Here is a 13,145-nt window from a genome sequence, read left to right as displayed (position 1 = left end):
CATTGTGGACACTCAGGTCGGTGCGTCAGGCAGGAAGCCCCAACGCCCTCAGCGCCATTGCTCGCAAGACGGGCCTGGCAGTACGTGACGGACTGCGCCCCGCGCTGTAAGGCGTCGAATTGATCAGACCGAACACGCCGTGTGCCGCAGTGCGAGCGTCGGCTTCGTTCGACGTCGGGTCGACGGCGCACAGGACCTCGACCCACAGTTCGACGTACTCGCGCTGCATTCGGCGTACCTTGCGTCGAGCGCCCTCGGGCAGACTCTGCAGGTCGCGATCCTGGATTCTGATGAAGGCCGGTGTGTCGAAGGCGAAGTCGAGGTGGAACTCGACCAACGCGGACAACGCGTCCACGGCAGCCCCACCACGATCGACCACCGCACGGCCACCGTCGAGCAGATACCCCGAGATCCCGACCATCAGCTCGACGAGCACGGCCTCCTTGTTCGGGAAGTGACGGTAGACGGCGGGTCCGCTGACACCGACTGCCGCGCCCAGATCCTCGAGGCGCACCGAGGTGAATCCGCGTTCGGCGAACAGTGACGCCGCGGCGTCGAGCAACTGCTGCCGACGCTCGGCCTTGCGCTGCTCACGCACCGTGGTGGGCTTCGCCTCCAACTCCTGCACTGACTCCCCCTCGACCCTGGACTCTCGGTTAATCGTAGTTTACTATGACGTCAGTTATCAACCATTAACTGAACTCCTGTGACACCGGCGTCCAACCCCTAAGGCGTGCACCTCATGGCAATCGATATTGCTGCCAACCGGGCAGATCACGAGCTGCTCACCAGCGAGCTGGCCGCACGGCTCGCCGCGGCGGCGCTCGGCGGTAGCGAGAAATCCCGGGAACGACACATCGCGCGCGGCAAACTGCTCCCCCGCGACCGCGTCGACGAGCTGCTCGATCCAGGCAGCCCGTTCCTGGAGATAGCACCACTGGCTGCCAACGGTCTCTACGACGACGAGTGCCCCGGCGCGGGAGTGATCGCCGGCATCGGACGCGTTTCCGGTCGCGAATGCGTGATCGTCGCCAACGACGCCACCGTCAAGGGCGGCACCTACTACCCCATGACGGTGAAGAAGCACCTGCGCGCGCAGGAGATCGCCCTACAGAACACCCTGCCGTGCATCTACCTCGTCGACTCGGGCGGCGCGTTCCTGCCACGCCAGGACGAGGTGTTCCCCGATCGCGATCACTTCGGCCGCATCTTCTTCAACCAGGCGACCATGAGCGCCAAAGGAATTGCGCAGATCGCCGCCGTCATGGGCTCGTGTACAGCAGGCGGCGCCTACGTGCCGGCGATGAGCGACGAGGCCATCATCGTCAAGAACCAGGGCACCATCTTCCTCGGCGGACCGCCACTGGTGAAGGCAGCGACCGGCGAGGTCGTCACGGCAGAAGAACTCGGCGGTGGTGATCTCCATTCGAAGATCTCGGGCGTCACCGACCACCTCGCCGAGGACGACCGAGACGCATTGCATCGCGTACGCCGCATCGTCTCCACGCTCGGGCCCCGCACACCCCGGCCGTGGGACGTCGTCACGACGCGTGACCCGGTAGCCGACCAGACCGAGCTCTACGACGTCGTACCCACCGATCCTCGCACGCCGTACGACGTGCGTGAGGTGATCACCCGGGTGGTCGACGGCGGCGAATTCGACGAGTTCAAGGCCGAATACGGCAAGACACTCGTCACCGGGTTCGCCCACCTTCACGGTCATCCCGTCGGCATCATCGCCAACAACGGTGTGCTGTTCGCCGAATCTGCCATGAAGGGCGCACATTTCATCGAACTGTGCGACAAGCGCAGTATCCCGCTCGTCTTCCTGCAGAACATCTCGGGCTTCATGGTCGGCCGCGACTACGAGGCAGGCGGCATCGCAAAACACGGCGCGAAGATGGTCACCGCGGTGGCGTGTGCCCGCGTCCCCAAGATCACCGTCGTCATCGGCGGTTCCTACGGTGCAGGGAACTACTCGATGTGCGGCAGAGCGTATTCACCGCGCTTTCTGTTCATGTGGCCCAACGCGCGAATCTCGGTGATGGGCGGCGAGCAGGCGGCGTCGGTGCTCGCGACGGTGCGCAGCGAACAACTCGATGCGGCGGGAAAACCGTGGAGCGACGAGGACCAGGAATCGTTCAAGGCTCCGATTCGCGAGCAGTACGAGAGCCAGGGCAACCCCTACTATTCGACGGCCCGCCTGTGGGACGACGGCATCATCGACCCGGCCGATACCAGGCAGGTACTCGGACTGGCCCTCGCAGCGTGCGCCAATGCACCGCTCGAGCCGGTCTCCTACGGCGTTTTCAGGATGTGACGGACATGACCACGATAGACACCGTTCTGATCGCCAATCGCGGCGAGATCGCCGTGCGGGTGGCGCGAACGCTGCGCCGCATGGGGATTCGCACCGTTGCCGTCTACAGCGACGCCGACGTCGACGCCCGCCACGTCCACGAGGCCGATACCGCGGTACGCCTCGGTCCCGCCAACGCTCGCGAGAGCTACCTCGACATCGCCAAGGTGATCGCGGCCGCGAAAGCCACAGGAGCGCAGGGCATTCATCCGGGATACGGATTTCTCTCCGAGAACTCCGAGTTCGCATCCGCCTGTGCCGAAGCCGGAATCGCCTTTCTGGGGCCGCCGGCGAAAGCCATCGAAGTGATGGGCGACAAGATCGCCGCCAAGGCCGCGGTCAGCGCCTTCGGGGTCCCCGTCGTCCCCGGTATCTCCCGTCCCGGCCTCACCGACGCCGACCTCATCGCCGGTGCTCCCGACGTCGGATTCCCGGTGCTGGTCAAACCCTCCGCCGGTGGCGGCGGAAAAGGTATGCGTCTGGTCGAGCGTGCCGAGGACCTACCCGCCGCATTGACCAGCGCCCGCCGGGAAGCGGCGTCGTCGTTCGGCGACGACACCCTCTTCCTCGAGCGATTCGTGTTGCGGCCTCGGCACATCGAGGTGCAGATTCTCGCCGACGAACACGGCAACGTCATCCACCTCGGCGAACGCGAATGCAGCCTGCAGCGCAGGCACCAGAAGGTCATCGAGGAGGCACCGTCCCCCTTGCTCGACGAAGCAGCCCGTGCACGCATCGGTGAGGCGGCCTGCAACACCGCCCGCAGTGTCGACTACTCCGGTGCCGGCACAGTCGAATTCATCGTCTCGGCCGACCGCCCCGACGAGTTCTTCTTCATGGAGATGAACACTCGCCTGCAGGTCGAGCACCCGGTCACCGAGATGGTCACCGGCCTCGACCTGGTCGAATGGCAGGTGCGGGTGGCATCGGGCGAGCCCCTGACTCTCGCGCAGGACGACATCACGCTCACCGGACATGCGATCGAGGCCCGCGTCTACGCCGAGGATCCCGGCCGCGGATTCCTCCCCACCGGCGGCACCGTTGTCGGACTGCGCGAGCCGTCGGCGCCGGGGATTCGAGTCGACTCCGGTCTTGCCGTCGGCACGGAGGTGGGTAGCAACTACGACCCCATGCTCTCGAAGGTCATCGCTCACGGACCCGATCGAGCAACCGCACTGCGCAGCCTCGATCGTGCACTGGCCGACACCGCGGTACTCGGCGTCGTCACCAATATCGAGTTCGCCCGGTTCCTGCTCGCCGACAACGATGTTCGTGCCGGCAATCTCGATACCGGACTGCTCGACCGTCGCGTCGAGGACTTCGCAGCGGCCGAGGCGACCGACGAGGCGCTGATCGCCGCCACCGCCGTGCAGTGGCTCGACGCGTGGCAGGCTGCGGGACAGGATATCTGGGCAACACCATCGGCTTGGAGAGTCGGCGCGAAGGCTTCGTTCCACCGTCGCGTCGCGTCCGGAGGTCGGACGGCGCACGTGTCCATCGCCGGATCACTCGACGCGGCGACGGTCGTCGTCGACGACGGATTGCCGCGCACCCTCCGGGCAACGGCCACCGAGGATTCCGTGAATCTGGTGATCGACGGTTTACGCGAGTCGATGACCTTCGCCCGAAGCGGCTCGGCCACCTGGATTTCCAGTTCTCGCGGCACCTGGCGCATCGATCGGATTGCCGAGGCGAGCGTCCGCGAGGACGATGCGCACTCCGGTGACGCCGAAATCCTCTCGCCGATGCCGGGTTCGATCATCGCGATCGGAACGACCACCGGCAGTGCGGTCACCGCGGGCACCGCCGTGGTCGTCGTCGAGGCGATGAAGATGGAACACACTCTGACCACCCCGATCGACGGCACGGTCGAACTCACTGTCGCAGTGGGCGATCAGGTCCGCGTCGATCAGATCCTCGCCCGAATCGTTCCCACACCCACCGAAGAGGACCAGCCATGACCGATCACCTGTCATCCGCGAATCTGCCCGACGAGTACCAGCAACTGGTGAAGTCCGTCGCCGACTTCACCCGGACGGTCGTGGCCCCGGTCTCGGCGAAACACGATGCCGAGCACTCGTTCCCGTACGAGGTCGTCACCGGGATGGCCGAGATGGGCCTGTTCGGTCTGCCGTTTCCCGAGGAGTACGGCGGAATGGGCGGCGACTACTTCGCCCTCTGCCTTGCCCTCGAGGAGCTCGGCAAGGTCGACCAGAGCGTCGCGATGACGCTCGAAGCCGGCGTCTCGCTCGGTGCCATGCCGGTGTACCGCTTCGGCAACGACGCGCAGAAGGAGCAGTGGCTGCCCAAGCTCACCGCAGGCAAGGCCTTGGCCGCGTTCGGTCTGACCGAGCCCGGTGCCGGCAGCGACGCGGGCGGCACCAAGACCACCGCCAAGCGTGACGGCGGCGACTGGATCATCAACGGCAGCAAGCAATTCATCACCAACTCCGGCACCGATATCACCGAGCTCGTCACCGTCACCGCGGTGACCGGCGTCGACGAGGCGACCGGACGCAAGCAGATCTCGTCGATCCTCGTTCCCACGAACACCCCCGGGTTCGTCGCCGAAGCGGCATACAACAAGGTCGGCTGGAACGCCTCCGACACGCATCCGCTCAGCTTCACCGATGTGCGCGTACCCCAGGAGAACCTGCTCGGGCAGGAAGGTCGCGGGTACGCGAACTTCCTGCACATCCTCGACGAGGGCCGGATCGCGATCGCCGCGGTATCGGTCGGTGCCGCGCAGGGCTGCGTCGACGAGAGCGTGAAGTACGCCAAGGAACGTGAGGCGTTCGGCGCTCCGATCGCGCGCAATCAGGCGATCTCGTTCAAGATCGCGCGCATGGAGGCACGCGCCCACACCGCGCGCACCGCGTACTACGACGCGGCAGCACTGATGTTGGCGGGCAAGCCGTTCAAGAAGGCGGCGTCCATCGCCAAGCTCGTCGCCTCCGAAGCGGCCATGGACAACGCGCGCGACGCCACGCAGATCCACGGCGGCTACGGTTTCATGAACGAATACGTCGTCGCCCGTCACTACCGCGACAGCAAGATCCTCGAAATCGGTGAGGGTACAACCGAGGTTCAGCTGATGCTGATCGCACGGAGCCTGGGACTGTGAGCGACAAGCGGATTCGCCAGCGCGGCCTGTGGTTCGACGAGATGGAGCTCGGCACCGTCTACGAGCACCGGCCGGGACGCACCATCACCGAGGCCGACAACACCCTGTTCACCACGCAGACGATGAACACTCAGGCCCTGCACCTCGACGCCGCCTACAGCGAGACGACAGCGTTCGGCCAGCGTCTGGTGAATTCGATGTTCACCGTCTCCACCCTTGTCGGACTGTCGGTGACGCAGTTGACCCAGGGCACCATCGTGGCGAACCTCGGCTTCTCGGAGGTGTCGTTTCCCAAGCCACTGTTCCACGGCGACACCCTGTACGCCGAGACCGTGATCTCGGACAAACGCGAATCGAAGTCCCGACCCGGCGAGGGCATCGTGACCTTCACGCACACCGGCCGTAATCAGCACGGGGACATCGTCGCAGTGGCGGTGCGCAAGACGCTCGTCCGCATGCAACCACCGGAGGACGCGTCGTGAGCTGGGTTCCGCCGGGGCCGGCGTGGCTGTTCTGCCCGGCCGACCGTCCCGAGCGCTACGAGAAGGCCGCAGCGCGAGCAGATGTGGTCATTCTCGATCTGGAGGATGCCGTCGGTGCAGCGGACAAAGCGGGTGCTCGTGAGTCCGTGGCCACTACCCCACTGGACCCGTCGCGCACCATCGTTCGAGTCAACGCACACGGCACCGACGAGCAGGCTGCGGACCTCGAGGCGCTGACGCGCACCGGATACACGACCGTCATGCTCCCCAAATGTGAATCGGCCGAACAGATCGCGGCCCTGGCTCCGCTGAATGTCGTCGCGCTCATCGAGTCCCCGCTCGGTGCGATGACTGTGTTCGACGCCCTCTCCGCCGACAATGCGATCGGTGTCATGTGGGGTGCCGAGGATCTGGTGGCCGCCATGGGCGGTAACTCGAGCAGGCAGGCCGACGGCTCGTACCGCGATGTCGCACAGCATGTTCGGTCGCAAACGCTACTGGCCGCGAAGGCACGCGGGGTGTTCGCGCTCGATTCGGTGTTCCTCGACATCCCCGACCTCGACGGGGTGCGCGCGGAGGCCGACGACGCCGTGGCCGTCGGCTTCGACGGCAAGGTGGCCATTCACCCGAGCCACATCCCGGTCATTCGCGAGGCCTATGCACCCACTGCCGAGGAACTCGACTGGGCCACCGCCGTGCTCGACGCCGTCTCCCGCAATCGCGGTGTCTTCACCTTCCGCGGCCGGATGGTCGATGCCCCGGTGCTGGCGCATGCTCGACGCATCGTCGCGCGCAGTTCCCTCTCCTAGCCCAGTTCCCTCTCCTAGCCCAGTACTTGCACGCGCCGTTAATTGCCGGCGCGGTATGGTGGGTGGTCACGAGTACAGGTACCGAGAGGCACGACACATGAGCGCACACGACCCCGCCCTGACTGCCCTTGCGCAGAATTGGCTTGCGCTTTCCGTCCTGCACGGACGTATCGAGAGCCGCATCGAGCGTGCGCTACAGACCAACCACAATCTCAGCGCGCGTGAGTACTGGCTGCTCGACGTCCTGGGCAGGCAGCACGACGGGGTCGGCGGCCACCTTCAGATGAAGCAGGTGGCCGATGCCGTCGTACTGAGCCAGAGCGCCACGACTCGCCTGGTCACTCGCCTCGAGGACCGAGGGCTGCTCACGCGATACCTGTGCCCCACCGATCGACGCGGCATCTACACCGACGTCAGCGAAGAAGGCCTGGCCCTGCTCGAGGCCGCGCGGCCGACCAACGACGCGGCGTTGCGCGAGGCTCTCGACGACGCATCCGACGAGCCGGATCTCGTTCCGTTGGTCGACGCCGTTCGACGCGCAGCAAGCTGATTCACTCCACCTGTTGCACGGCTGCTCTGGTCGCGTCAGCCACCAAGGGATTCATGGCAGGCGAGTCTTCCACCCCCGACGTCGTCGCACTGAGCACGACCAGCAGGATCCTCTGCCCGTCCGGCCCGAGCAGCAGTCCGGCGTCGTTGGATACGCCGTAGCTTCCGGTGCCGGTCTTGTCGGCCGAAGTCCATTGTGGCGCAATGCCCGCCCGGAACCGGGCGGCGGACGTCTCGGTGTCGCCCATCCACTCGAGCAGCTGCTTGCGCGAGGCCTCGGTCAGAACGTCGCCGTCGAGCAGGGTTCGGTAGCCGGCGGCCAGCGAGTCGGGTGTTGTGGTGTCCCGTGGATCACCCGGGATCGCCGTGTTCAATTCCGGCTCGATGCGGTCGAGGCGAAACTCGGTGTCACCGAGTGATCGTGCGAAGTCGGTGAGCGCCGCGGTGCCGCCTGCCTCGCGAATCAGCAGATTGCCGGATGTGTTGTCACTCTTGGTCAGTGCGGCCACTGCCAAGTCTGCGATGGTGACGACCGAGCCAGGCTCCCAATCGACCGCGGATTCGGGCACCTTGTCCTCGGCGGTGATCGTTCGGGTATCGGTGAGCTGCAACCTGCCTGCATCGACGGCGGCGAGTACGGCACCGACGGCATACACCTTGAAGGTGGAGCAGAACGCGAAACGTTCGCCCCCGCGGTAACTCTGCGTGGAACCGGTCTCGAGATCGAGCACACTGACGCCGAGCCGCGCGGTATCCCTGGCCTCGAGCTCGAGATACGCCTGCTCGGCACTGGGCTGTTCGCTCGTGGACTGGGCACTGCCCGTGTCGGATCGCGGCGGTTCGGTGGTGGCCGTCGAGGAACAGGCCACGCCGGCGGTCAGCGTTGCCGCTGCGATCACGATGATCAGTCGGGTGGATGTCGAGGTACGCATGGGGTCATGCGATCACACCCTCTTGCCTCCGGGCCAAGTCCCGAGGCATGACATCGTCATTCCTCTTCGGTATCGCAGCTGGTGGACGTGTTTCAATAGGTCGATGGATCTTGTTCGCCATCTCGAGTATTTTGTCGCCGTCGCCGAGGAACGCCACTTCGGCCGCGCAGCGGCGACTCTGGGGGTGACGCAGCCACCCGTGTCTCGGGCGATCAAGACCTTGGAGAAGCACCTCGGTCTCGTACTCGTGGAGCGAACACCCGACGGTGCAGCCATCACCGAACACGGGGCTGCACTGTTGCCACGGGCTCGCTTGATCGTCGACGATGCACGCCGATTGACCACCACGGCAGAGTCGCTCACCGCGTCCGAGACGGTCCGCATCGGCCTCATTCCCCAACTGGACGATGCACTGGCCGCACGTATCGCCGCGTCCGTCGGAGTCCAAGCGCGGGTGGAGACCGGCGGAGCAGTGTCCTTGCTGGACCGTGTGAGATCACACGAACTCGATGTTGCCGTGATCGATCACCCGGTGGTACTCGATCGACTGGTGGCCGGACCAGTGATTGCGCTACCCCGGCGGGTCAGCGTTCCAGTCGGTCACAGGTCGGCCCGAGCGGCGCGGCCGCGACTGACCATGTTGTCCGACCTCGTCTTCGCCACCACACCGCGGGCTGCGAATCCACCAGCACACGACCTGTTGCTCGATGCGTTTCGGCGCCGCGCTCTCGATCCAGAGGTGTTCGTTGCGAACACCTTTCGCGCCGTCACGATCAGCGTTGCGTCAGGTCGATGTTTCGGGCTCGTACCTGCCGCGAGTCCAGTACTGCCTGGCACCGAACATCTCGACCTCTCTTCCGACGACGTTGCCCTGCGAGTGCGTATCGTGCGCCGCAACGACGAGGCCGAGGTTCTGGTGAATCTCATCGACCGAATCTTGTTGCAGGCCGGCAAGTGACTACGACCGACGAACAGCTGCGCGCCGTATTCGCCGACGCAGGCTGTCGTGGTTGGGTGCGCGCCGAGCGGATCGACGGCACGGGCACGGTCGTCGACTACGAGGGAGACGACCCCGTCGTCGCCGCGTCGGTGTGGAAGATCGTGCTGCTCGTTGCTGTGGCGCGCGCATTCGACGAAGGATCCTTGACTGCAACCGATTCGGTGCGACTCGTTCCGGCGCAGTGCAGTCCCGGGCCGACGGGTATCGCAAGTTTCGCGGATCCGGTGACCATGAGTTGGCGTGACATCGCACGCTCGATGATCACCGTCTCCGACAACGCCGCTGCCGACGCACTTCTCGGCGCAGTGGGGCTCGATGCAGTTGCCCGAGTGATCGACGATCTCGGACTCGAACACACGCGCATCGTGGGTGGCACGAAACAACTGGGTGATCAGATCGTCCGTGATACCGGCCGGTTGAATGCGGACGAAGCGGTGGGTCTACTGGCCAGCAACTACACAGTGGTCGACAGCTCGGGCTTCGATCCGGCGTACACCTCCTGCACCACACCCCGTGACAGCAACACCGTTCTGCGCTCGGTCTGGCTGGGCACCGCGGCCTCGCCGGCGCAGTGCCGGTACATGAAGGAGGTTCTGTCTCAGCAGGTATGGCCGCACAGGATTCGTAGCGGAATCCCGTACCCGGATGTGCAGGTCGCGGGCAAGACCGGCACCATCGGGCCCATTCGCAACGAGGTCGCCGTGGTGTCGTTTCCAGGCGAGACGCCCGTCGCGGTGTCGGTGTTCACCAGGGCAGCGCGGATGGACCTGAACCTCCCGCTGGTCGATCAGGCCATCGGCCATGCGGCCAGAATCGCAGTGACAGCAGTACGTCAGGCTTCGCGCTGAGTAGACCCCAGTGGTTCGCGGGTCCGAGCGGTCACTGCGCGGTCCATGTCGGATCGCGTTTCTGCAGGAATGCGGTGATTCCTTCGACGACGTCCATCGTGGTGGCGAGTCGATCCAATTCCCGACGGTTCTGCTGCCACGATTGTTCCTCGTGAGCGATGGTGCCGTCGGAGATACGTCGCGCGAGCCGCTTGGATGCGCGCACCGCGAGCGGCGCGCCCTCCGCGCACAGGCGAGCGAGACCGAGTGCCGTATCGAGGACGTCGTCGGGCGCGGCAACCCGGTTGACCAATCCCCATCGTGCAGCCTCCTGCGCGGAGATCGGCTGGCCCGTCAGGATCATCTCCAACGCAATGTGTTCCGGCACCGCAGTCATGAGCCTGAAGGCTCCCCCAGCACCGGCGACGAGTCCGCGGCGAATCTCGGGTAGGCCGAATACTGCCGTGTCCGAGGCGACGACCATATCCGAGGCCAGAGCGATCTCGGTTCCACCTCCCATCGCCGACCCGTTCACCGCCGAGATGATCGGAACCGAAATCGGGTGTTGGACAATCCCGGCGAACCCCCAATGCTCGGTCTCGGGCGGGGTCACGGCGCCGGGGCCTCCGGCGCCGAGGGCTTTCAGATCGGCACCCCCGCAGAAGGTCGCCGATCCCGCACCGGTCAAGACGATGGCACGGATGTCGCGGTCGGCCTCGGCCGACTCCCAGGCCTGCCTGAGCAGCGTGTGCACGCGTGCGTCGATGCTGTTGGCAGCTTTCGGTCGGTTGATCGTGACGACGAGAACATGACCTTCACGCCTCGCCAGTACAACAGGTTCGATGCTATCGGCCTCGGACACGAATGTTCCCCTCGTTCGACTCGACACTGACTGTTGCTCCGATGATTTCGCGTGCAGGTTCGCTTCGATAGAGGGACAACGCATGCGCACTGGCCGTGTCTCCGGGTGCCGTCTGCGCGGCAACGCGTCGTCCGCGCTCGTCCCTCCCGACGAGGAAGGCCTGGTTCGGTTCCTGCTGCCGTGAATGCTCGACGGAGACAGTCTCCACCACGAGATCCCCGTCCTCGACAGGTGCTCGCGCTGGCGGATCCGAGTTCAGCACTGCAGGTTCGGGATTTCCGGTGTAGCCGAGCGGATGTTGGTCGCCGGCCAACAGCACGGAGTGATGGTACGTCAGATAGCCGCCGTTCGCGTGCACCAGCGCAAGGCTCTTCCCGCCACGAATCTCCCGAACCGATGCGGTGATCGAATGCAGCGAATGACTACTGAGCGGTCCACCGAAAGAGGAGTGCCCACCGGTCACGCTGGGAATCAACGACTTCGGCGTCCCGAGGTGGCGTGTTGCGAGGGTCGGCACGATCGGGAAGCAGCTGTAGACGTCCAACACGTCCAGTAGCTCGACCCCGATCTCCGCGCCGTGCAACGCGCGGTCCATCGCGTCTTCCATCGCTGGGGACCGCCCGAAACTACTGCGGTCGAGAATGTCGACCGTGTCCTCGGCACCGGCACCGCCCCAGACGTAGACGATGTCGCTCTCGGGCACGCCACGTTCGCGGGCTTCGGCCAAGCTCGTCACAACGATGCACGCCGCCTGGTCGACGAACGGCATGGCGTTCATCGACAGCGGATACGGCTCGCACACGATGCGGTTCTTCGGCGACGGCGCTCCGATGTCCGCAGCCGTCCTCGCTCTTCCGTTCCACGAGTACGGATTCTTCTCGGAGACAACGGAGAATGTCGCATACAGCTCGCTGCACTCGGCCTGCCGCGTTACCGGATCCACGCCGGACTCGAAGCGAAATCGGCTCTCGAACAACGGATAGATCCGGACCGGTGAGATCAGACCGGCTTCTTGCATTGCAGCGCTGCCGAGTTGATCGAGGTCGAAGGTGGGCGGACCGCCCGGATCGGTGCTCCACCCGCCGTCGTCGACGGGGTCTCGACCTGCCTTGACCAGTGCGCTCATCGAGGCCTGGGCTTCACCGCCTGCGATCACCGCCACCGCCGACTCTCCGGAAGCGATGCGTGCGGCCGCGCGATCGAGGAGTCGGGCGGGCCATTGTCCACCGATCGGAGCGTCGAACACGTCTGCTGGTGTGGCACCGAAGATACGTGCCAGCGCCGCGGCGGGACTGGCGTAGGCCCAGCTGGCGATATGGCAGAACGCGATGCTGTCCGCGCGGCGAATCCACGGCTCCGAGGTCGGCGAGTCCTGGACTGCCGCAGTCGCAGCGAGCGTGATCAGTTCCATGGGTTCGACGCCCACGGGTTCGCCGCGGCCGCTTGTTTCACCGACAGCCACGATCACCGGAATACGCGTCGGATCCACCGTCGACGCCTCCTGGCGTACAGCACTCATGGACGCAAACCTATTACAGACAGAGATTGTCCGCAATGCCACCAGGTGCGACAATCCGGGGGTGACCGACGAAGCCAAAAGCCGACGAGGACGTCCTCGCGATCCGCACCTGGAAGACCGCGTCTACGACGCGGTGCTCGAGGTGTACTGGGAAAAGGGTTGGTCCGGTTTCACACTCGACGCCGTTGCCCGCCGTGCTTCGGTCGGTAGAGCCGCGCTCTATCGTCGATGGGAATCCAAGGGGGCCTTGGTCGTCGATGCGCTGGAAGCCAGGAGTCCACTCGCGACGCCGATCGATCTCGGCACGCTGCGGGCGGATCTCGTCGAACTGGCAGTGCAGCTTCTGCACGGTTACAGAGGGACAGCTGGTCTGGTCAGTCTGAGGGTCGCCCTCGATGCGCGGGTGCACCCCGATCTTCTCGGACACATGATCGACACTCTCAATCGGAGCCGACTGGTCGCAGCGCGCCTCATCGTTCATCGAGCTCAGGCTAGACGTGAACTACCGGAGTCCGCCGATACCACCCGAATCCTCGAACTGGTGACCGGAGCGGTATTCAGCCATGTCATCTTCTCGCATCGCTCCGATGCCGACAGAGCCGAGACCGACCGCGCCTACGCCGAAAACCTGGTCGACGCGGTCCTGGATGGCATCGGCACGACATGACACGTGCGGCCGCCG

At 65.3% G+C, this 13,145-nt stretch carries 13 protein-coding genes; 9 read left to right on the top strand and 4 right to left on the bottom strand.

Annotation, left to right across the window (positions count from 1 at the left end; translation table 11 throughout):
- Positions 1 to 25: 25 nt before the first annotated feature.
- Positions 26 to 628, bottom strand: a complete 603-nt coding sequence (locus CH306_RS10115; protein ID WP_094646502.1) for an SACE_7040 family transcriptional regulator — start codon at positions 626 to 628, stop codon at positions 26 to 28.
- A 114-nt stretch (positions 629 to 742) separates the two neighbouring features.
- On the opposite strand from CH306_RS10115, the gene CH306_RS10110 reads away from it, so the two are divergent.
- The 6 genes from CH306_RS10110 (at position 743) to CH306_RS10085 (ending at position 7,324) form a co-directional block, all read left to right on the top strand.
- Positions 743 to 2,320, top strand: coding sequence for a carboxyl transferase domain-containing protein (locus CH306_RS10110; RefSeq protein ID WP_094646501.1), 1,578 nt, complete (start codon positions 743 to 745; stop codon positions 2,318 to 2,320).
- 5 nt (positions 2,321 to 2,325) lie between these two features.
- A complete protein-coding gene (locus CH306_RS10105; protein WP_094646588.1) occupies positions 2,326 to 4,320 on the top strand; it encodes an acetyl/propionyl/methylcrotonyl-CoA carboxylase subunit alpha in 1,995 nt (664 codons plus the stop codon).
- Positions 4,317 to 5,483 (top strand): acyl-CoA dehydrogenase family protein, encoded by a 1,167-nt coding sequence (locus CH306_RS10100; RefSeq protein WP_094631921.1) that lies wholly within the window; start codon positions 4,317 to 4,319, stop codon positions 5,481 to 5,483. Before CH306_RS10105 ends, CH306_RS10100 begins: the two co-directional genes overlap by 4 nt.
- A complete protein-coding gene (locus CH306_RS10095; protein WP_369597439.1) occupies positions 5,480 to 5,965 on the top strand; it encodes a MaoC family dehydratase in 486 nt (161 codons plus the stop codon). Before CH306_RS10100 ends, CH306_RS10095 begins: the two co-directional genes overlap by 4 nt.
- Complete coding sequence (locus tag CH306_RS10090) at positions 5,962 to 6,774, top strand: HpcH/HpaI aldolase/citrate lyase family protein (RefSeq protein ID WP_094646500.1); 813 nt, start codon at positions 5,962 to 5,964, stop codon at positions 6,772 to 6,774. Before CH306_RS10095 ends, CH306_RS10090 begins: the two co-directional genes overlap by 4 nt.
- A gap of 97 nt (positions 6,775 to 6,871) precedes the next feature.
- The gene (locus CH306_RS10085; RefSeq protein WP_045198085.1) at positions 6,872 to 7,324 is read left to right on the top strand and encodes a MarR family winged helix-turn-helix transcriptional regulator; all 453 of its coding nucleotides are present in this window, start codon (positions 6,872 to 6,874) and stop codon (positions 7,322 to 7,324) included.
- A gap of 1 nt (position 7,325) precedes the next feature.
- Here CH306_RS10085 and bla read toward each other — a convergent pair whose 3' ends face one another.
- Complete coding sequence (bla, locus tag CH306_RS10080) at positions 7,326 to 8,255, bottom strand: class A beta-lactamase (protein ID WP_094646499.1); 930 nt, start codon at positions 8,253 to 8,255, stop codon at positions 7,326 to 7,328.
- Positions 8,256 to 8,358: 103 nt separating this feature from the next.
- Between bla and CH306_RS10070 the strand changes: the two genes are divergently transcribed.
- Positions 8,359 to 9,213 (top strand): LysR family transcriptional regulator, encoded by an 855-nt coding sequence (locus CH306_RS10070; RefSeq protein ID WP_179273020.1) that lies wholly within the window; start codon positions 8,359 to 8,361, stop codon positions 9,211 to 9,213.
- Entirely contained in the window at positions 9,210 to 10,103 is an 894-nt protein-coding gene (locus CH306_RS10065; protein WP_179273013.1) for a serine hydrolase, read from the top strand. Before CH306_RS10070 ends, CH306_RS10065 begins: the two co-directional genes overlap by 4 nt.
- 31 nt (positions 10,104 to 10,134) lie before the next feature.
- Here CH306_RS10065 and CH306_RS10060 read toward each other — a convergent pair whose 3' ends face one another.
- Together CH306_RS10060 and CH306_RS10055 are read right to left on the bottom strand one after the other, a co-directional pair.
- On the bottom strand, positions 10,135 to 10,944 hold the full coding sequence (locus tag CH306_RS10060; RefSeq protein ID WP_256981121.1) for an enoyl-CoA hydratase-related protein: 810 nt from the start codon (positions 10,942 to 10,944) through the stop codon (positions 10,135 to 10,137).
- Positions 10,928 to 12,463 (bottom strand): acetyl-CoA acetyltransferase, encoded by a 1,536-nt coding sequence (locus CH306_RS10055; protein ID WP_256981120.1) that lies wholly within the window; start codon positions 12,461 to 12,463, stop codon positions 10,928 to 10,930. The genes CH306_RS10060 and CH306_RS10055 overlap by 17 nt, the downstream gene beginning before the upstream one ends.
- Positions 12,464 to 12,524: 61 nt before the next feature.
- Here CH306_RS10055 and CH306_RS10050 point away from each other — a divergent pair, with 61 nt between their 5' ends.
- Positions 12,525 to 13,130, top strand: coding sequence for a TetR/AcrR family transcriptional regulator (locus CH306_RS10050; RefSeq protein ID WP_094646586.1), 606 nt, complete (start codon positions 12,525 to 12,527; stop codon positions 13,128 to 13,130).
- Positions 13,131 to 13,145 lie beyond the last annotated feature (15 nt).

It is taken from the genome of Rhodococcus sp. 15-725-2-2b (genome assembly GCF_002259075.1).
Classification (GTDB): Bacteria; Actinomycetota; Actinomycetes; order Mycobacteriales; family Mycobacteriaceae; genus Rhodococcoides.
The sequence above is the reverse complement of the archived record's forward strand: the minus strand, read 5'-3'. Positions and strand labels throughout refer to the sequence as shown.